The organism is Sphingomonas parapaucimobilis NBRC 15100 (genome assembly GCF_000787715.1).
GTDB lineage: Bacteria > Pseudomonadota > Alphaproteobacteria > Sphingomonadales > Sphingomonadaceae > Sphingomonas > Sphingomonas parapaucimobilis.
In genome coordinates this window covers 28,966-49,671 of record NZ_BBPI01000097.1, presented here as the reverse complement: position 1 = coordinate 49,671, position 20,706 = coordinate 28,966, and the positions used below count along the sequence as shown (strand labels likewise).

The 20,706-nt window shown below is 63.7% G+C and carries 15 protein-coding genes; 12 read left to right on the top strand and 3 right to left on the bottom strand.

The window, feature by feature from the left end:
• Positions 1–25: 25 nt before the first annotated feature.
• The 8 genes from SP5_RS16765 (at position 26) to SP5_RS20005 (ending at position 8,971) form a co-directional block, all read left to right on the top strand.
• On the top strand, positions 26–1,234 hold the full coding sequence (locus tag SP5_RS16765) for a restriction endonuclease subunit S (protein WP_157013786.1): 1,209 nt from the start codon (positions 26–28) through the stop codon (positions 1,232–1,234).
• Positions 1,231–4,467, top strand: a complete 3,237-nt coding sequence (locus tag SP5_RS16760) for a type I restriction endonuclease subunit R (protein ID WP_042490822.1) — start codon at positions 1,231–1,233, stop codon at positions 4,465–4,467. Before SP5_RS16765 ends, SP5_RS16760 begins: the two co-directional genes overlap by 4 nt.
• Positions 4,464–5,171: a M48 family metallopeptidase gene (locus SP5_RS16755; RefSeq protein WP_042490819.1), complete on the top strand. Its 708-nt coding sequence runs from the start codon at positions 4,464–4,466 to the stop codon at positions 5,169–5,171. The genes SP5_RS16760 and SP5_RS16755 overlap by 4 nt, the downstream gene beginning before the upstream one ends.
• On the top strand, positions 5,129–5,986 hold the full coding sequence (locus tag SP5_RS16750; RefSeq protein ID WP_245613531.1) for a hypothetical protein: 858 nt from the start codon (positions 5,129–5,131) through the stop codon (positions 5,984–5,986). The genes SP5_RS16755 and SP5_RS16750 overlap by 43 nt, the downstream gene beginning before the upstream one ends.
• A gap of 414 nt (positions 5,987–6,400) precedes the next feature.
• A complete protein-coding gene (locus SP5_RS19675; protein ID WP_042490816.1) occupies positions 6,401–6,979 on the top strand; it encodes a KwaA family protein in 579 nt (192 codons plus the stop codon).
• Positions 6,980–6,987: 8 nt separating this feature from the next.
• Positions 6,988–7,911, top strand: a complete 924-nt coding sequence (locus SP5_RS16740) for a Kiwa anti-phage protein KwaB-like domain-containing protein (RefSeq protein ID WP_042490813.1) — start codon at positions 6,988–6,990, stop codon at positions 7,909–7,911.
• A 744-nt stretch (positions 7,912–8,655) separates the two neighbouring features.
• The gene (locus SP5_RS19575) at positions 8,656–8,796 is read left to right on the top strand and encodes a hypothetical protein (protein ID WP_167334732.1); all 141 of its coding nucleotides are present in this window, start codon (positions 8,656–8,658) and stop codon (positions 8,794–8,796) included.
• Positions 8,774–8,971: a GIY-YIG nuclease family protein gene (locus SP5_RS20005; protein WP_042490810.1), complete on the top strand. Its 198-nt coding sequence runs from the start codon at positions 8,774–8,776 to the stop codon at positions 8,969–8,971. The genes SP5_RS19575 and SP5_RS20005 overlap by 23 nt, the downstream gene beginning before the upstream one ends.
• Before the next feature lie 150 nt (positions 8,972–9,121).
• On the opposite strand, the gene SP5_RS16730 is transcribed toward SP5_RS20005, so the two are convergent.
• From SP5_RS16730 to SP5_RS16720, 3 genes are read right to left on the bottom strand one after another with little or no spacing between them, the layout of a single operon-like run.
• Positions 9,122–10,501: a family 4 glycosyl hydrolase gene (locus tag SP5_RS16730; RefSeq protein ID WP_042490809.1), complete on the bottom strand. Its 1,380-nt coding sequence runs from the start codon at positions 10,499–10,501 to the stop codon at positions 9,122–9,124.
• Positions 10,485–11,408 (bottom strand): carbohydrate kinase family protein, encoded by a 924-nt coding sequence (locus SP5_RS16725; protein WP_042490807.1) that lies wholly within the window; start codon positions 11,406–11,408, stop codon positions 10,485–10,487. Before SP5_RS16725 ends, SP5_RS16730 begins: the two co-directional genes overlap by 17 nt.
• Positions 11,405–12,796, bottom strand: coding sequence for an APC family permease (locus tag SP5_RS16720; protein WP_042490805.1), 1,392 nt, complete (start codon positions 12,794–12,796; stop codon positions 11,405–11,407). The genes SP5_RS16725 and SP5_RS16720 overlap by 4 nt, the downstream gene beginning before the upstream one ends.
• A gap of 206 nt (positions 12,797–13,002) precedes the next feature.
• Between SP5_RS16720 and SP5_RS16715 the strand changes: the two genes are divergently transcribed.
• The 4 genes from SP5_RS16715 (at position 13,003) to SP5_RS16700 (ending at position 20,680) form a co-directional block, all read left to right on the top strand.
• The gene (locus SP5_RS16715; RefSeq protein ID WP_042490802.1) at positions 13,003–13,896 is read left to right on the top strand and encodes a MurR/RpiR family transcriptional regulator; all 894 of its coding nucleotides are present in this window, start codon (positions 13,003–13,005) and stop codon (positions 13,894–13,896) included.
• 150 nt (positions 13,897–14,046) lie between these two features.
• Positions 14,047–16,812, top strand: a complete 2,766-nt coding sequence (locus SP5_RS16710) for a TonB-dependent receptor (protein ID WP_042490799.1) — start codon at positions 14,047–14,049, stop codon at positions 16,810–16,812.
• 15 nt (positions 16,813–16,827) lie between these two features.
• Positions 16,828–18,330, top strand: coding sequence for a CehA/McbA family metallohydrolase (locus SP5_RS16705; RefSeq protein WP_042490797.1), 1,503 nt, complete (start codon positions 16,828–16,830; stop codon positions 18,328–18,330).
• A gap of 1 nt (position 18,331) precedes the next feature.
• Positions 18,332–20,680, top strand: a complete 2,349-nt coding sequence (locus SP5_RS16700) for a GH92 family glycosyl hydrolase (RefSeq protein WP_042490795.1) — start codon at positions 18,332–18,334, stop codon at positions 20,678–20,680.
• The last annotated feature ends 26 nt before the right edge of the window (positions 20,681–20,706 follow it).

Genomic DNA, 20,706 nt, shown 5'->3' with positions numbered 1-20,706 from the left:
ATGGCCTCGTGTAGCTCTGGCCGAGGTGATCGAGAGTATCCGAGGCGGAGTCAGTGTTCTTTGTGACGATGGTGTTTGTGATGAAACTAATCCTGGCGTCCTGACGCTATCTGCCGTCACGTCTGGAGAGTTCCGGCCGGAAGCTTGCAAGCGAGCTCTTACTGCGGAAATAGGGCGTCTTTCTGTTCCTGTTCGAGCTGGAACGATCCTAATAACACGCAAGAACACGCCTGAACTGGTCGGCAGGGTTGCGCTTGTACGCAAAGATTATCCGCACTTACACCTTCCAGACCTTATTTGGGAGATCTGCCCGAAAGCAGGAGTGGATGCGCGGTGGCTCTATGCGTTCCTTTCTAGTCCCTCATTTCGAGCCATCGTGGAGCAGGGTGCCGCCGGTTCCAGTCAGTCAATGGTTGGCATCAGTCGAGATGTGGTCTTGACGGCGAGAGCGCAATTGCCCTCGCTAGATGAGCAGCAGCGGATTTCGGCGGTGCTCGACATGTGGGATGACGCCATTTCTTCTGCCGATCGGCTAATCATAGCTCGTTCATTACTGTTGGCGGGACATGCCAAAGAGGTTTTTTTTCCGGCGTTTTCTGGTCAGCCGCCGCAAGGCTGGACTACATTTCGGCTTGGCGCCTTATTTGACGAGCGGGATGAACGCGGGGGATCAGGACGACTGCTTTCCGTCACGGGAGATCGGGGCATCATTGACAGAGACGATTTAGGCCGCAAAGATACCTCGAACAACGACAAATCAACTTACAAGCGGGTCGGCGTTGGTGACATCGCGTACAATACGATGCGAATGTGGCAAGGCGTATCGGCGTTGTCCACGCTGGATGGCCTAGTCAGCCCCGCATACACCGTAGTTGCGCCTCGCGCGAACATTGATGGTGTTTATGCCGCCTTTCTGTTCAAGCAGCAGCATATGATCGACCGCTTTTGGCGATACTCGCAGGGGCTAGTCGATGACACGCTTAACTTGAAGTATCCGCATTTCTCTGAGGTGATTGTAAACATCCCCACTCTCGCTCAGCAACGTCGGGATGTGAACGCATTGGCCTTATTTTCTAAGGCAACATCGGCAGCTGTTGAGCTGGCCGCACTCCTCCGCCGCCAGAAGCGCGGCCTTATGCAGAAGCTACTCACCGGCGAGTGGTGTGTGCCTGTCACCGGCGACGCCTTGGCCCCCGGCGGCCCCGCCGCCGACCGGCTGGAAGCCGCCGAATGAACGCGCCAGACTTCGCCACGTCGGAAGCGGGCGGGGTCCAGCTTCAAGCGCTGCACACGCTCGCCAATCTCGGCTGGCGCTATCTCACCCGCGTAGAGGGCGAGGCGCAGAGGCGCGGGCGGCTGGCCGAGACGCTGCTGGACGACGTGCTTGCCGAACGGCTCCGCGCGCTCAACCCGCTGCGCCAGGGCAATGCCCGCCACGCGCTGCCGGACGAGGCCGCGAAGGAGGCAATCGGGCGGCTGCGACGTGCGGTCGCCGACCGGGGCAAGGGGCTGCTCGGCGGTAACGCGGCCGTCACCGACCTGCTGCGGCTCGGCACCTCGGTCGACGTGACGCTCCCCAACGAGCGCGGCGAGATGCGCGCGCAGGGCCGCCAGCTCCGGTTCGTCGACTGGGACGCCCCCGAAAAGAACGTCCTCCACATGACGGCCGAGTTCCCCGTGCAGCGCGAGGGCGCCGCCGACACCCGCCGACCCGACATCGTGCTGTTCGTGAATGGCGTGCCGCTGGTCGTGATCGAGGTGAAGGCATCCAGCGTCGCCACCGATCAGGGCATCAGCCAGCAACTGCGCAACCAGAACGCCGACGAGATCCCGCGCCTGTTCGCCAGCGCGCAGCTGCTGATCGCCGCCAACGCCGCCGATCCGCGCTATGCTACCACCGGCACTCCCGCGCAGTTCTGGGCCTTGTGGCGCGAGCAGGAGGTCGGCGAGGCGCAGATGCACCGCGTGGTGAACGCCGGGCTCGCCCCCCCGACCGCGTCCGCGATCTTCGCCGACTTCTCGCCCCACCGTGGGCGCCACGAGCGGATGATGGAGGCGGGCGGCGGGCGCCAGCCGACCGCGCTTGACCGGCTGCTGGTTTCGCTCTGCTCGCCCGAGCGGTTGCTAGATGTCGTCCGCCACTACACGCTGTTCGACGCGGGCGAGAAGAAGGTGCCCCGCTACCAGCAGTTCTTCGGCGTGCGCCGCACGATCGAGCGGCTGCGCACCCGCGATGACGCTGGCCGACGGCGCGGGGGCGTGATCTGGCATACCCAGGGCTCGGGCAAATCGCTGACCATGGTCATGCTGGCGGGCGAGATCATACGCGCGGTGCCGACGGCGCGACTGCTGCTGGTCACCGATCGCACCGACCTCGACATCCAGATCGGCGATACGTTCAAGGCTACGGGCAAGCGGGTGGTGCAGGCCGGTAGCGGCGCAGACCTCGGCAAGCTAATCCGCGACAAGGCCGACATCGTCACGACGCTTATCCACAAGTTCCGCAGCCTAGTCGAGCGCGGCGGCCTGCGCGACGATGATCCCGACGTCTTCCTGCTCGTCGACGAGAGCCATCGCAGCCAGACGGTGAAGGACGACGAGAGCCTGCACCGGCAGATGCGGACCGTATTCCCCGCCGCCTGCTACATCGGCTTCACCGGCACGCCGCTGCTGAAGCGCGAGCGGTCGACCTTCACCACCTTCGGCGGGCTGATCCACAGCTACAAGATTGATGAGGCGGTGCGCGACAAGGCCGTGGTGCCGCTGCTCTACGAGGGGCGGCACGTCGAGATGGACGTCGAGCAAGACGGGCTCGACCGCTGGTTCGACCGTGTCACCAAGGGGCTGACCAACGAGCAGAAGGCCGACCTCAAGCGCCGCATGGGTCGCACCAACGAGGTGCTGGGTGCTGCGCCTTGGCTCAAGGAGGTAGCGTTCGACGTCTCTGAAGACTTCGCGCGCAACTGGAAGGACACTCCCTTCCGCGGCCAGCTGGTCGCGCGTGGCAAGCGCGAGGCGGTGCTGCTCAAGCAGCTGATCGAAGGCTTTGGCGACGTAACGGCTGAGGTCGTCATCTCCGATATTGACGACCGCGAGGGTCACGAGGAGGTCGGCGAGGAAGACGATCTGGTTCGCGCCCACCTGAAGCGCGCCAAGGCGCTCCAGGGCGACTTGAAAACCTTCGAGCGGTACGTGATCGACCGCTTCAAGAAAGGCACGGGCGCCGACCTACTGATCGTGGTCGACAAGCTGCTCACTGGGTTCGACGCGCCTCGCAACCGCGTGCTCTACCTCGCCAAGCCGCTGCGTGAGCACGGCCTGCTTCAGGCGATCGCGCGGGTGAACCGGCTGTATCAGGATGATGAGGCTGAAAAAACGCACGGCCATATTGTCGATTATGCTGGCGTGCTCGGCGAGCTCGACCGCGCGATGACCAGCTACCAGGCCTTCGCGGATTACGACGAGGGCGACGTCGCGCAGGCCCTGGTGGCGATCCGCGAGGAAACCGAGCGGTTACCTGACACGCACTCCGCGCTGCTCGACCTGTTCAAGGGCATCGCGAACACGGCCGACCAGGAAGCCTATGAACGCTACCTCGCAGATGAGCTGATCCGGCGCGACTTCTACGGTCGGCTACGCGCCTTTGCCGGCGCGCTGCAGGCGGCGTTCACCTCGCAGGACTGGGTTGAGCGTACCTCCGAGCGGGCGATCTGCGGCTACAAGGAGGATTTGAAGCGGCATGAAGCGCTGCGCCGTGCGGTCGCGCGCCGCTATGCTGATGCCGCTAACGACTACGACGCGCGCGAATACCAGGCGCGTATCCGCAAGCTGCTCGACCAGCACATCACCGCGACCGGCATGGTGGAGCTAGTCGGGCCGGTCGATATCTTCGACGAGAGCACCTTCAAGGCGGCTGTGGAGGAGGCGACCGGCGGCTCGGCTTCTGTCGCGGACGCGATCGCCAGCGCGACGGCCCGCACCATCACGGAGCGGATGGAAGAGGACCCGATCCGCTTCCAGCGCTTCTCCGCCATCGTTGCGCAGGCAATCGAGGAATTCCGCGCAGGCAGGCTGTGCGAAGCGGACTATCTTGCCCGCGTGACGGCGGTGCGCGACGAGATCGTCGGCGCCAAGGTCGCCGATGATTTGCCCGACGTAGTGCGCGGAGACGATTTCGCTGCCGCGGTTTGGCGGCTGCTGCGCGAGACGCTGGCACCGATCGCCCGGTCGGACTTGGACGAGGTCGCGGCCGAGGCCGCGCTCGCCATAGCGATCCTGGTACGCGCGGAGTGCCGGGTCGGCTGGCAGGACGACGCCGGCCCGCAAAACGTAATGCGTGCCGGCATCGACGACTATCTCTACGCCGAGGTGAAAGGCCAGCGCGGGCTGTGGGCCCTCGATGCAGCCGGCATGGACCGGATCGCTGATGGCGTGATCAGCATCGCCCGTCGCCAGTTGGCGAGATGATGGGCGAAACCGTCACGCTTGGCGCGACCGAGGTCGCCTATGACCTCGCATTCAGCGAACGGCGCACGCTTGGCATTACTGTCAGACCGGATGGAATGTTGTGCGTGACGGCACCCGTCGGCACGCCGCTCGAGGCGATCGAGGCGAAGCTTGTCAGGCGCGGTGCTTGGATCTTGAGCACGAAGCGTGATTTCGACCGATTGCGTCCCGCAACCCCGCCCCGTCGCCATGTCGCAGGCGAAACGTACCGCTTTCTCGGCCGCCAGTATCGTCTGCGTGTCGAACCGGATGCGCCGCGCGGAGTGGTGCTATCCCCGGAACACCTGACGATCGGCGGCATTGCCGCGGACGAACCACGTCGCATCGCCGTCCGGCTCGGTCTCTGGTACCAGCGCGAGGCGCGCCGCGTCCTGTACGAGCGGTTCGATCGGTGCTGGCTGCTTTTCGGCGAGGGGGCCCGTCCGCCTCGGCTGACTGTGCGTCCGATGGAGAAACGCTGGGGCAGCCTTTCCGCCAGCGGCCAATCGCTGATCCTCAATCGGCGGCTGGTGGAGGCCGACGTTGATGCAATTGACTTCGTGATCGTCCATGAGCTCTGCCACCTGCGCCATCACGACCATGGTGAAGCTTTCCATGCACTTTTGGCAACGCGCATGCCGGATTGGCGAGCCCGCAAGGCTCGCTTGGAGCGCTGGATGGCGTAACGAACGTAAGTGAGAAGATTTTGCCGAAATTAAACCGCAATCAAATTCAGGATGAAGCCCGCGCTATCCTTGCAGCAAATCCCGGAGGAATGCGCTGGGCCGAGGTGCTGAAGGCCATCGGAGCAGCTCACCCGGAGACGCCCACCAACAGCGTTCGCGGTGCGACGCACGTCCTCTTCCAAAGCGCCGACGACATCGTGAAGATTGCACGCGGCACCTACCAGCTCGCCCGCTTCGCTCAGGCCGACGCTGCCGAAGCCGTCGCGCAGGATGAGGCGGTCGCCGCCGCCCCAATCACGGTCGACGCAGACGTGCCCGGCACGGCATCGGCCTCTGAGCAAGCCTTCTACGCCAGCTTCGCCGAATGGCTCGAGGAGAATGACGAGGTGACCGTCGCCGGCGCGCTCGGCGGCAGCGTCCTGGGTGGGAAGTGGGGCACCCCTGACGTGATTGGCGTTCTGAAACCCCGTGCGCAGGACATCTTCAAATTCGAGCCGCAGATCGTGACGGCAGAAATCAAGGCCACACCAGGCCAGCCTGTCGTCGCCTTCGGCCAGGCGGTCGCTTACCGGTTGTTCAGCCACAAGAGCTACATCGTCGTACCCCGCACAACCACCAGCGACGACATGAACCGTCTGACCTCGCTCTGCAGCATTCACGGCGTTGGCCTGGTGGTCTTCACTCTCGACATCGACCAACCGGATTATGGCGTCGTCGTCCTCCCCGCCCTCGCCAACCCCGATATGTTCTACGTCAACACCATGCTGGACCGGCTGAAGGCCAGTGAGCCTCGTCTGCTGAACCGGCTGTTCTGATAACGCGCCGCAAGGACTCTCAAGGTAACCACCGGGCGGTTGTGACACCAGCGAATCACCACTCGGCCATGAGGCGGAGTTGACACGCGTCGCTTGCACGCCACCTGCGGCAGCGGCTGAACCTAATGAATGACGGCAACAATGGGGAAGGGGAACAAGCGTCCCGAGTGTCCGCAATAGGGTCAGCGCCGCCGCGAAGTTGACGGCATCTCTCGACCAGCGCCGGCCATCCAGATCAGCTATCGCAAACATCTGCTCATGCCAAAAGTTGCCGGTGGGGCGCTTCGAGACGGACCAGCGGAAATCAGTGGGAAATCGCGCTCGGTTGCCCTTACAGTTTACGCCCCTCCAATTTTGCGACTTGCGAATGAATAAAGGCAAATTAGAAAGGAAGGGCTTGGCGAGAGGGCTGGGATGCAATTCAGGCTCCTGACTGCGATTATGGTATTCCTGGGGTCATACCTGCCGTTGGCAGTCATTCTGTTCTCGCAGAATGTCGATTACGCAGCGTGGCGACGTGCTTTTTGTTGGCCTCTCGAATCCGGTGGCTGTTCCCTCCCCATCACCGAGGCATGGTATTCGCTGACTCTGCTTGTAGTTACTCTCGTCTGTTTTGGTATGACGATCCTGTCGCTGGCGCTTGTTCGTCCGAAACAGGACGTCATCGTTAGAGAGGCCGAATACGTCCCGACAGACCTCATGAACTATACGCTGCCGTACATTGTGTCGTTTATGGGAATAAACTACAATGAAACCAGCAAGTTTGTAGGTTTTTGCGTATTTTTAGCATGGATGTTTTGGATTACCCATCGCTCTGGGCAAATCCTTCTCAACCCTGTTCTGATTGCACTTGGCTGGCGGCTTTACAACGTCACCTACAATTTTCCCGGCAGTTCGGAGCAATACAAAGGTCGGGCGCTCGTCAGAGGCTATCTCGATCCCGGACGTTACAAGCAATGGCCGGTTCAGGACATCCAGATCATCAAACCCTAGGGACCTCGATGCCGATTCCAGCAGCTCTCACCCAGTTCAACATTCAGAACGCTGGCTTGACCGTATGGCTCTTTAAGAAGTCAGGCGGCGGTGCCGGCTCAGCTCCGACTTACACAGGTCGCTGGATCACGACCGAGCCGGATCTGGATGCTGCGCTCAAGGCTTCCTTGATCGCCGCTAGAGCGCGCATCACAGAAGTTCACGAATATGGATTGCTCGCCCAAAATAACGAGGCGAGCGCGCTTCTTATCGATACCGTCGAGACGCATGCAGGCTTGATCGTTGCTCAGTCGGCCAATCCAGTCATTCAAAAAAAGGTCAGGAGCGAGAAAGAGGTCACAAACACCAGCTTCTTCGTGGTTCGTCTGACGGACGGAGACAAGGTCCTTCTGTCGGTACGAAAAACTGATGCCTCCTGGAGGAGTAAGCAGCGCAAAGGGATTATTGACATCGGCTTTCGCGACAATGCTCTGGAATTGGATCAGGCTCCGAGCTTCTCTCTATCTAAGGAAGTCGACTTCTTCATCGTCGATGATAAGATCATCATCCCCCATAAGGGAAATTTCGAATCCGTCCTAAGCTATCGTCAAGCACACGCCGAAGATTTCACAAGCCTCAAAGCAGAGCCCGAGTTTACGCAGATCTTCACCGACCTTGCGCCTCTCACTGCATTTGTGGGTGACAATAAAATCCACCTTCGTCGCATGTGCTCAATCCGGCAGAAGGGTCATTACAAAGACCAGAATTTCATGGCAAAACTCAGGCAGCATCATGCCGCGAACAGCCTGAATCTGGACTTTGATGTGAATGGTCTGATCGTATGTACCGAAGAAAGCTGCAGCGATATCATCACGGCTCTGCTGGATCATCGGCTTGCATCGGCTTTCTCGACCAACGTCTATGACGTTCCCGATGCGACGAAAATCGCATGATGAAATACAGCAGCGACTGTTAAATCGCATTACGAAATTCAAAGCCGCTGTGCTGTAGGCGGCCCAATTGCAGCTGATGTGCGAGGTCGACCGGGCAAGGGCTGAACGTCCGATCGCGGTGATATCTGACGTTCAGCGCAGGCTTTAGAACGACGGCTTAGTCCCGCTTCTCGCCAACTTCACCATCGCTAGTCGAGCGTCGGACGAACGTGAATGGATGTCCGAAGTTGGGGAGCTTGAAACGACCGCTGAATGTCCAATACTGGGTCTTTGTACCGCCTTCGGTTTCCCGCTGCGTGGCGTTCGATCACTTGTATACCTGCACACCCTGTTGTACCCATCACTGTGCAACTCGCTGGCAGACGGGTTGTGCGGCAACGCAAAATCAATGACTTAGTGCGCGGCAAAAGTAGGTCAGGAATCCTGTCTCCCCGACCAGAATGGCTGTTATTCGCCATTCTTGCGCTGACGAAAGCGTCACCAGTCATCTGAAACCGGAACAGACCGGAGACAGGTGAAAATCATGGGAAATCAAAACCACGGAATAGTCCCGGAACGGGTTGGCAGTTCGCTCGCGGATGCCGAACAGGCTTGGGTGGATTGGCGCGGCGGTGAACGCCCCGTTGATGCAAACGCGCTGATACGTCCGCGCTATGGCGATCGCGAACTGTTCATCCGATCGGCATGGGCGCACGACTGGTCCCGGCCGTGCCAATATCGCGTCGCCGTCTTCGGAGACAATCCATGACGACGACTGAGGAGGGGCTGCGGCATTTGCGCAAATTGGCTTCTGGAAAAGGTGCCAAGCCTCAGCCGCTCAAGCAGGGCTACGTTTATTTTCTGCGGTCAGGAAGCCGGGCCGGTGAAAATCGGTTGGTCGACTGACCCGAGCGAGCGCCTCTATCGCCTGCAAACCGGCAGGGCCTCACGTCTGCATATCTGGGCTGACGTGTCGGGCACAAAGGCTGACGAGAGCGTCTATCACAACCGCTTTGCCGATGCTTGGGTTGGCGGCGAGTGGTTTGCGCGAACCCCGGCGCCGGAGGCCCTTATCGCCTAGGCCGCCTCGTGGTCGAGGGCCGTGGGCGCGGCCCCTGATGCGCCGGTGACGCTCAGCCCGACCAGACCGGCCGAACCGAGCATCAGGGTCCGCCGCGTGGTGCCCGTTACCACGCGGGCGCGATCCGTCGTCACTGCGCCGCGTCCCGGCTCAACAATGCTGGCAGGTCGGGTCCAGCAGGTCGGCCAGCAGCGCGCCGGTCGGGTCCCACTCGCCGATCGCCGGATGGATCAACAGCGCCTTGCGGGCGGTCGGCCGTTCGCCGGTCAGTGCGGCTTCAATGGCGGCGCGCTCATAGGCTTTGATCCCGTGGACCAGTCCGATGGCCGGATCGGGCAAGGGCGCGATCGGCAGCGGGGTGATCGAGTCCCGTTCGATCCGGGAGGACGTCTCGACGATCGAACGTTCGGGAAGGTCGGGCAGGGCGCCCCGGTTGCGCGTGTTGACCACGATCGTGGCGGGCTTCGCGCCGGTCAGCGCGCTCATCACGTCGATCGCGATCCGGTGATAGCCGCTGGCGACGCGGAACGGATCGATGTCGAAGGTCGACTCGGGATCGAAGGCGGAGCCGCCCTCGGCTTCCAGCTTCATATAGGAGCCCGACCGCCGGTTCAGATAGGCCGCATAGGCCGCGATCGCACCCGCGCCGTCATCCGCCGACAGGCGATCGCGCAGCGTCGCGATCAGGTCGACGTTCAACGCCTCGACCTCGGTGCCGCGGCTGGCGCCGTGCTTGCACTGGTTGGCCAGAGCGCGGCGGCGTTCGTAATAGAAGAACAGATATTCGGTCGGGATCAGCCGCAGGGCGCGGATCATCGCCTTGTCGAAGACGGGGGCCGAGTAGAGCTTGTCCAGGACCGCGTCGTCACCCAATACGCGGTCGAACACGTCTTCGCCGTGCAGCCGGATCCCGCGCACCCAGCCGAGATGGTTCAGGCCGACATAGTCGCATTCGACATCGGCCAGCGTCGCGCCCAGGGCATGGGCGATGTTATGGAACAGCTCGGTCGGCGTGTCGCAGATGCCGACGATCTTCGCATTGGTATGATCGCTGATCGCCTGGGTGATGAGGCCGGCGGGATTGGTGAAATTCACCACCCAGCCGTCGGGGCTCAGGCGTTCGACCAGCCGGGCCTGTTCGATGGCGATCGGCACCGTACGCAGGGCCATCGCCGCACCCGCCGGGCCGGTCGTTTCCTGTCCGGGAAAGCCGTGTTCGATGGCCGTGCGCTCATCGGCGGCGCGACCGGCGATGCCACCGACGCGGATCGAGTTCATGACGAACGACGCGCCCTCGACCGCATCCTCGATCGAGGATGCCTCGCGGACGATCAGGTCGCCGCCCTCGGCCTTGACGATGGCCCGGCCGAGCGCTGCCATGATCGCGAGACGGTCGGCGTCCGGATCCCACAGGACCAGTTCGCGCGCCCCCAGCGCCTCGGCGGCATCGTTCACGCCGAAGGTGACGAGTGGCGTGCGGACACCGCCGCCGCCGATGAGCGTCAGCTTGCGGTCAGTAGGTGCGGTCATAAAAACTCCGAAGTTCTTGGGTATCGGGAATGGCGGCCAGTGCGCCGGGCTGGCGGGTGGACAGCGCGCCGGTCAGGCAGCCACGACGCAAGCGGGCAAGCGCGTCGCCACCATCGAGCAGCGCGTCGATGAACCCTGCGTCAAAGGCATCGCCCGCGCCGGTGGCGTCCACGGCCACGACGGCGGGCGGAGCGGCCTGGACGATGATGCCATGCTCCAACGCGGCGGCCCCGCGCGCACCCAGTTTCACCATGGGGTGACGCAGTCCGATGCGGGCGGCATGGTCGAGATAGGCAGCCGGGTCGGCGCTGCCGCAGATCAGCTCGGCCTCCTTCTCGTTGGGCATCAGATGGTCGATGGCGGTCAGCGTCGGGCCATTGGCCGGATCGGCGAGCCAGGCGGGTTGATAGCCCATGTCGAGTGAGGTGGTGATCCCGGCGGCGGTTAGTTCCGGCAGCACGATATCGGCCACGTCGCGGGGCAGGGGCATGGCGAAATGCACATGCCGGGCATTCTTCAGCGTCTTCAATCCCTCGCCAACGGCCAGGACGCCGACCTGACGGTTGACCCCGATATGGGTGAAGAAGGACCGGTCCTGCGCTGTGGAAACGCTGATCGAGGTACCCGTCGCGCCGTCGCCGATGCTCAGGCCGTCACTGGCCACACCGAAGCGAGCAAGGCGTTCGCGGAACCATGGCATGTCATCCGCGCCGACCAGTCCGACCAGCGCCACGCTGCGCCCCAGTTTCGCCAGACCGCAGGCGGTGGCCGCCGCCCCGCCGCCCATCTCACGCACATAGGAGTCGGTGACGATTTCCTCGCCGGGCTGCGGCCAGGTCGGAAAGCCGCTGAAGACATGATCGACATAGATCTCGCCGATCACGGCGACGTCGTGGTGGTGGGTCATAGGACAGGCTCGGGCTTCGGGGCGAAGGGCCAGCTCGCGCGGGCACGGGCGACCGCGAGGAACACGATGGTGCCGATCATCATCGCGGCGATGCCGCCCAGGACATGGACGGGGCGGCTGGTGCCGACGATGAACAGCCATCCGATCAGGGTGACGATGACCGGCAGGGGATAAAGCGGCATGCGGAAAGTGTGCGCGGCGTCCGCCTTGCGTTGGCGGCGAAGCAGTACGACCGCGAAACACTGCGCCGTGTACTGGAACAGCGTCTGCACGACGATCAGCGCCGCGATCAGATTGTCCAGCGACATCAGGCAGGCCACGGCCGATGCCCCTCCCATGAACAGCAGGGCGACGGTCGGGAAATTCCCGCGGGGATGTAGTCGGGCGAAGCGGGCGAAGAATTCCCCTTCGACGGCCGCGGCATAGGGAACGCGCGAATAGCCGAGCAGGACGATCAGCGCCGATCCCCAGCTGGCGATCAGGATCAGGACGGCCACGGTGACCCCGCCCGCCGAGCCGTAGATGGCCTGCATGAAGTCGGCGACCACGGCATTACTCTTCATCGCCTGTTGCCAGGGCAGCACGCCCAGGATCGACAGGTTCAGGCCGATATAGAGGAAAGCGACGAGCGGTATCGATATCAGCACCGCGCGCGGAATGGTGCGGCGGGGCTCGCGCACTTCGCCGCCCAGCATACAGACGGCATTATAGCCACCATAATCATACACGCCGACCAGCGTCGCCGCGCCTAGGCCCGTCCAGAAGGCGGTGGTCGGCGAGAAGGCCCCCTTGGGAAAGGAAAAGGCGCGCCCGGCGTCGAAATGCAAAGCGCCGCTGAGAATGATCCACAGACAGGCGGCGATCACGATCACGCTGACCGTGATCGACAGGCGCTCGATCGACCGCACATCGCGCCACAACAAACCGGTGTTGAGCAGACAGATCCCCGCTGCCAGGGCCGCGATGCCCCATCCGGTCAGCGAGGGCCAGACGAAGGTCGCATAATGCGCCAGTCCGACAGTGCCCGATGCGATCGACATCGGGCCGATCAGCATGGTCTGCCACAGGTAGAGAAAGCCGAACAGACGTCCCAGCCTGGCGGGGCCATAGGCTTCGCGCAGGTAATGGAATGGACCACCCGAGCGCGGCACGGCGGAGCCTAGCTCGGCCCAGACCATTCCGTCGCAGATGCACAACAGCGCGCCCAGCAACCAGCCGAGCAGCGCCTGTGGACCGCCCATGGCGGACAGGGCCAGCGGAATGGTGATGAAGGGGCCGATGCCGATCATGTTCAGCAGATTGGCGGAAAGTCCGCCAGCCAGTCCCAGCGTGCGCGGCGTCGCCTCGACAGGCGCAGAGCGCTCGGACGGCATCGCCAGGCCGGTCATTCGGGATAAGCTCCGACCATGTTCGCCGCCACTTTGGAAGGCATGCAATGCTGTCGTTCCTGGTACGTCATGGCCGCCCTCCCAGATTTGCCCCTATTTAGACAAATAATGTCAAATATAAGTCAATATGAAAATTACATTTCATAAATGCGCTTTGTAATCGACGTGGTCCCATTTATGATGGCGGCATCGATGCGGAGACGATCATGACCGATGCCGGTATTACGGTGCCCCAGACGGCGGCGGAATTGCGCCAGGCCATTCTCGATCGGCACGACTCGCTCAGCAAAAGGCTTCAGCATGTCGCGCGCTATGTCCTGGATCATCCGGACGACATGGCGCTCCAGCCGCTGAGCGTCATTGCCACGCGATCGGGCACGCAGCCGTCCGCCATCGTCCGATTTGCCAAGTCGCTGGGCTTCACCGGGGCGGGGCCGATGCAGCGATTGTTGCGCGACAGCCTGCTCGCGAACAATGCCGCTCTGGGTTATGGTGAGCGGGTTCATCAGTTCACGGCGTCGGTCGACCAGTCGGTTTCCGAGCGGGGTGTCGGTTCGCTCATCGACGAGTTCACCGAGGCCGATATCCTGGCGTTGCAGAATACCCGGGCTACAGTCGGTGAGGACGGCCTGGCCGAGGCGGTGGCGATGATCCGCAAGGCCCAGGTCGTGCATCTGGCCGGTATGCGCCGGGCCTTTCCCGTTGCTGCCTATCTGGCCTATGCCATTCCGCAGGCGGGCAAGCCGACCATGTTGATCGACGGGATTGGCGGACTCGCCTTTCAACAGTTTCGCGCCATGTCGTCCCGCGACCTGCTGGTCGCGATCAGCTATCATTCCTATGCCCCCGAAACCGTGAGCGCGGTTGAGGCAGCGGCGGCGGCGGGGGCCAGCATCCTCGCCATCTCGGACAGTCTGGCCAGCCCGATTGCGCGACATGCGACCCACACGCTGATCGTCCGCGAGGCGGAGGTGCGGGGATTTCGATCCCTCGCGGCGTCGCTGTGCGTTGCCCAGGCGCTCGTCGTCGGCTTGGCTTATGAGAAGCAGCGCGGCGCGCGCCGGGCCAAGGCGGCCAAGGCGGGGACCGATGCCTCCTGAGGCTGGGGTCTCGGCAGTATCCTGGAATGTGAAACTCCGTAAATTTTTAAAATGAAATATTCAGATTGACACAAAACTGACCAATCTATTTTCTAACGGCCGTGCATTGGGGTGCTCATACCGGGCACTGTAAAAGTGCAGGGGGTTCAGATGCGGAATCGGTCGGGCAAGGGGCGTTTGCTGTCGGGCGTCGTGATGGCAGTGGCAGTGGAAATGGTGGCGCCTGCCGCCATGGCGCAGACGGTTCCGTCGCCCGCCGTGGACGCCGCGGATGCCGATGCGACCCAGCAGACCGCCAGTGAGTCGCTGACCAGCGATATCGTTGTCAATGGTCGCCGCCAGCGGACCGCGCTGGACGAAGAGCGTAACGCCATCGCGACGATCGACATCGTGACCACCGGCGACGTGGCGATCAATTCGCAGACCGGCGTCGCCGATCTGGCCAAGGCCCTGCCGGGCGTGTCGGTCAGCCGCGACCAGGGGCGCAACCAGAGCGCGACCGGCGAAGCGCAGTTCGTCTCGATCCGCGGCTTCGACACCAGCTACAATGCCTATACGCTGGACGGCCTTCGCCTGCCCCAGACCGCGGGCAACACGCGCGCCATTTCGCTGAACCTGTTCTCGCCCTTCGCGATCGGTGGCATCGCCGTCGACAAGACGCCGGGCGCGGCCAAGGATGCCGACGCGATCGCCGGTATCGTCGACCTGCGCTCCCCGACCGCATTCGACTTCAGCAAGTCCTTCACCCGTGCGCGGGTGCTCGGTCAGGGGGCGCAACTTGCCCTCGATCACAAGATGGAGGGCATGGGCGGTGCCATCGGTCTGGACGCGGCACGCCGGTTCGGGAGCGCGGGCCAGTTCGGCGTCTATGTCGCGGGCTATTACGAGGAGCGCGCGAACACGGCCGAGTCCACCGCCGTGCAGAACGACTATAAGGCGGCGAACCGGACCACGGATACCGTTCGTACCGTGCTGGCCAATGGCGGCGCCCTTGCGGCGGACGGCGTGCAGTGGAATTTCTACAACAACCGGATCAAGCGTTATGGCGCGACCGGATCGTTCGACTTCCGCAGCGAGTCGTTCGATGCCTTCGCGCGGGTGAACTACGCCACCTATCTCAACACCAACACGATGAACCAGACCGCGCTCCGCAACGAGCTGACGCGCGGCCAGACCAATCCGAATGGCGGTTCCTATAATGCGGCGGGCGTCTACACGCCGCTGGGCATCAATCCGGCCAGCTATTTCCGCACCGAGGACGTCGAGCAGGAACTGCTGTCGACGCAGATCGGTGCGAAGTGGCATCATGACGGCTTCACTGCCTCGCTCGAGGGGGCCTATGCCGATGGCCGCTTCGATCAGCCGCGCCGTATCGAGGCAGCGTTCCGTGGGATTGCCTATAACGGTGCCGCGGGCAACACGGGGGCGTCGACCGAGGGTGTCGTCGTCGACCTGTCGGACAATCGTTCGCCCCGTCCCGTCCTGTCGCAGGGCGCCATCGCCTATGTCGGCTCGCTCGACCGGCCGACCCAGCTCTATGTCCAGGCGGGCTATGACTATCTGTCCGAGGTCAAGAAGACCGTGAAGGGCAGCGTGGGATGGGAAGGCGAGGGCCTGATCTCGAGCGTGTCGGTCGGTGGCCTGTATGAGGATTCGGATCGTGACGGCCGCTCGCTGGCCCCGGATGCGACGCGGTATCGCTTCCTTACCCCGCTTCAGGCGGGAACGGTGCAGGGACCGTCGATCTCGCAATATCTCGGCACCGTGCTGACCGATTTCCTGAGCTACTACCCCGCGCGTCCCATCAAGGTGCTCGAGCGTTCGCAGCTCGACTCGCAGGTCACGCAGTTCGTGAACTATGCCGCCCTGTCGGCGACCACGATCAACCAGGGGCTGCTCAAGGGCGTCGAAAAGCGCAAGGCGGTGTATGCGACTGCGACCCTGAAGGCGGGCAATCTCGAAGTGATGCCGGGCATTCGTTACGAGGATAATGATTTCACCGCGCGTTTCTACTCGCTCGGGAATCTCGTCAACGCCGGACGCAAATATGATCATGTCGATCCGTCGTTGCTGGCGTCGTGGAAGCCGGACAGCCGCATCGTCGTTCGCGGCGCCATCCGGTCGAGCTATTCGCGTCCGGCCTTCGGCCTGCTGGCGGGGCCGACCACGACGAGCGATCCGAGCGGCGGTTTCGTGACGGTCACGCGGCCCAACCCCGATCTGAAGCCGGTCGAGGCGTGGAGCTATGATGCGGGTCTCGATTATTATGGCGGCGTCGGACGCTATTTCCAGATTGCGTTGTATTACAAGGATCTGAAGAACATCCTGGTGCCGTCGGGCACTCGTTCGGTCGGCACCGATGGCGGCACCGACGCCAATGGCAACCGGATCATCCTGTTGCAGACGGCCAATGGTCGCAGCGGCAATGCCAAGGGGGTCGAGGTCTCGGGCCGCTACACGCTGGGCGATCTGGTCGGCGGCGGCGTGCTGGGCAATTTCGGCTTCGGCGGCAACGTCACCTATCAGCAGACGCGTGCAACCTATCAGGTCGCGGCCAACGATATCCGCACGACGAACCTGCCCCAGGCCCCGGACCTGATCTATAACGCCGAAGTCTTCTATGCGGGCGGCGGTCTGCGCACCAACTTGTGGTACAACTATACCAGCCGTATCCTCGCCACCGTGCAGGACAGCCAGCCGGACATCTATGTCCAGCCGGTCGGCGAATTGAATCTGGGTCTGGCCTATGAAGTTACGGCGAACCTGGAAGTAGGTTTTGCGGCGCGCAACCTGCTGAACCAGCACACCTACTGGGCGACGGTAGGTAAGGAAAAGACCTATATCTCGAACGATCGGAACGGCGGCTATATGAAGACCGGCCGCGTGTTCCAGTTCAGCCTCACGATGAAGATGTAAGAAGGAGTCCGAACGATGCGGTGGCTGCTCCTGATCTGCATGGCCCTGATGGCCGTGCCCGCCACCGCATCGGATCGGGCACCCGATATAGTCCTGCAAGGCGTCGTCCGCAGTGCCGACCGCGCCACGACCAGGGACCTGACCTTCGCCGTTCCCGAAGGGATGGCGCAGGTCCGGGTCGTCTTCACGTTCGAGGGGCGCGACCGGGGCGTTGCGATCAACCTGGGCGTGACCGACCCGCAACGCTTTCGCGGCTGGGGCGGGGGCACCAAATATGCCTTCACCATCGGTGAAGCTTTCGCCTCGCCCTCCTTCCTGCCGGGTCCCATTCCGGCAGGGCCGTGGCGCCTGACGCTCAGCGTACCGTCGATCCGGCCCCATGATGCGGCGAAATGGTCGGCGAAGATCTGGTTCTCGCGTTTTTCCAACCTGGATGAAGTCGCCTTTTCCGCCACGCCGATCCGGTCGGGTCCGGGCTGGTATCGCGGCGACCTGCACAGTCATAGCGGGCAGAGCGATGCGCGATGCCGCAGTCTGGCAGGCCGCGAGGCGGGCTGTCCCCCCTTCCTGACCTTTCAGGAAGCGGCCGACCACGGTCTCGATTTCATCGCCTTGACCGACCATAATGTGACGTCGCACTTCATCGAGATGGGCTATCTCCAGCCGCATTTCGACACGCTGCTGCTGATGCCGGGCCGCGAACTCACCACGCGTGACGGACATGCCAACCTGCTGGGTTATATGGGCTTCGTCGATACAGAGATCGGTCGCCCCGGCACGCCGACCGTCAATGCGCTGCTGTCGGCCGCTCATGCCACGGGTGGCTTCCTGACGATCAATCATCCCTCGCGCCCGACCGGCGAGGATTGCCTGGGCTGCGGCTGGGCGCCGCGCGATACCGATTATTCCAAGGTCGATGCGATCGAGGTGGTCAACGGCGGCAGCACGATCGAGACGCCGGGCGACCGCGAGGCGGCGATCACGAAGCAGGTCCGCTATTGGGAGGGGCTGCTCGATCGGGGATATCGGCTGGTCGGCGTCGCGGGCTCGGACAATCACGACGCGATCCAGTATCGCGGCAGGTCGCCCATCGGCCCCCAGGCCGCGATCGGCAGCCTGGCGACGGTCGTGCGGGCGGATGATCTTTCGCAGGGCGCGGTCCTGCGGGGCCTGAAGGGCGGTCGGGTCTTCGTCGATCTGGACGAGGGGCGTGGACGCGTGCTCGACCTGTCGGCGCGTCGCGGTGCGGCGCAGGCGGTGATGGGCGGCACGTTGCCCGCCGGGCGCGACCCGATCACGGGCAGCGTTCATGTCGAGGGCGTGGAGGGCGGCACGGTCGACCTGGTGGTCGATGGTCGTCATGTCCGCCCCCACACTAAGGCCGGGCCGTTGGGGCGTGGGGCGGCGGACATCGCCTTCACCCTGCCGCAGGGATCGGTACGACACTGGTTTCGCGCCGATGTGCGGCGGGCGGACGGCAGGCTCTGGCTGATCGGAAATCCCATCTATGTCCGGTGACATGGCCATTTCCCGCCGGGCATTGATCGGCGGCACCGGAGCGGCGGCGCTGACTGCGTCCATGCCCGCCATCGCTGCGCCCAGGACAGGCAAGCGGCCGGTGGATTGGGTCGATCCGTTCATCGGAACCGGCGGCCATGGCCATACCTATCCGGGCGCGACCCGCCCGTTCGGCATGGTGCAGCTGAGCCCCGACACGGACAATGCACGGTGGGACGCCTGTTCGGGCTATCACCATGACGACACCACGATGCTGGGCTTTTCGCACACGCATCTGTCGGGGACCGGAGTCGGCGACCTGATGGATGTGCTGCTCGTACCCCGCACCGGCCCGATCATCCTGGATCCCGGCAGCCTGGAGCGGCCCGAGGGTAGCTATCGCCAACGTTTCGTCCATACCGACGAGCGCGCGAGGCCCGGCTATTATGCGGTGCGCTTCCCCGATAGCGGGATCGCGGCGGAACTGACCGTCACCGACCGGGTCGGTTATCATCGCTACCGCTTTCCGGGGTCGGGCCATATCCTGGTCGATCTGGCGCATGGCGCACGTGACGAGCCCGATCCCGCCAGCATCGGCTTCGATCCGCCGCGTCCCACGCCGGTCAGCGATGCGTCGCTCCGCCTGATCGGTCGCGATACGCTGGTCGGATCGCGGCGGGTGCAGCAATGGGCGAACGGGCGGGTGATCCACTTCGCGCTGCGGGTGTCGCGGCCTTTCGCCGAGGCGCGCTTCTTCAGCAATGACCGGGCGGTGGCACCGACCGGGGAGGGCGTATCGGGGGCGTCCCTGAAGGCCGCACTGCTCTTTCCCGACGCCGCCACGGGGCCGATCGTCGTTCGCGTCGCGTTGTCGGGCGTCGATGTCGACGGTGCGCTGGCCAACCTGACGGCGAACGGCGCATCGGAAGATTTCGACCGCGTCGTCCGGGAGGCCGATGCGGCCTGGGACGTGGCGCTGGACGGCCTGTCGATCGAGGGCGCGAGCGAGGCCGAGGAGCGGATATTCTACACGGCGGCCTATCACGCGATGCTGGCGCCGACGCTGTTTTCGGACAGCGACGGTCGTTATCGCGGCATGGATACCGCCGTTCACCGGCTGTCCGACGGTGACCATAATTACAGCACCTATTCGCTATGGGATAGCTATCGCACCCTGCATCCGCTGCTGGGGCTGATCCGGCCGGAGCGGAACGCCGATCTGGTTCGCGGTCTGGCCCGCATGACGCTGGAAACCCCGGCCGGGCCGCCGGTATGGCCGCTTCAGGGGATCGAGACCCATTGCATGATCGGCTGGCACTCGGCGGTGGTGATCGCCGAGGGCTTGGTGAAGGGCGTGCCGGGTCTCGACGCGGCGGCCATCTGGCCCGCTATTCGCGAACTCGCCTTTCACAGCGAGGCGCGCGGCCTGCGGCCTTATCGGGAGCTTGGCTATATTCCGTCCGACAAGGTCGGGGAGGCGGCCAGCAAGACCCTGGAATATGCCTATGACGACTGGGCGATGGCGGTCATCGCCGAGCGGGCGGGGGCCAGCGGGGATGCGGCGCGACTGCGCGCCCGGTCGCGCAACTATCGCAACCTGTTCGACCACAAGACGGGTTTCATCCGTCCGCGCCTGGCCGACGGGACATGGGCCGAGCCGTTCGACCCTCGCGCGCTGGGCCATGATACGGCGCACTGGCGCGACTTCACCGAATGTAACGCGTGGCAGGCGACATTCCTCAACCAGCATGACGTCTATGGCCTGATCGACCTGTTCGGCGGGGATGCGGCGTTCGAGGCGAAGCTGGATGCGCTTTTCGCCGCCGACAGCAGCCTTCCCAAGGACGCACCACCCGATGTCAGCGGATTGGTCGGCCAATATGCGCATGGCAACGAACCGAGCCACCACGTCGCCTATCTCTACGCCTATTGCGGCGTTCCGTGGAAGACGCAGGCGCGGGTCCGCATGTTGCTGGAGGGGCAGTATCGCGCCGCGCCGGACGGTCTGTCGGGCAATGAGGATTGCGGCCAGATGAGCGCCTGGTACGTGATGAGCGCATTGGGGCTCTATCCCGTCGATCCGGTCAGCGGGGCCTATGTCTTTGGTGCGCCGCTTCATCCCCGCGCCACGGTGCCGGTCGGGCGGGGCCGCAGCCTGGTGGTCGAGGCACCCGGCATTTCCGCCGATGCCGTCTATGTTCAGCGGGTCAGCTGGAATGGGCAGCCCTGGACGCGCAGCTGGATCGGCCATGGCGAACTGGTTAAGGGCGGGCGGCTGATCTTCCAGATGGGGTCGAGGCCCAATCCCGCCTTTGGCCGCGATCCGGCCGATCGCCCGCCCTCGTTCGGAATGGTCGGGCGCTCCGCATGACCTCTACCGGCGGGAGCGATCGCGAC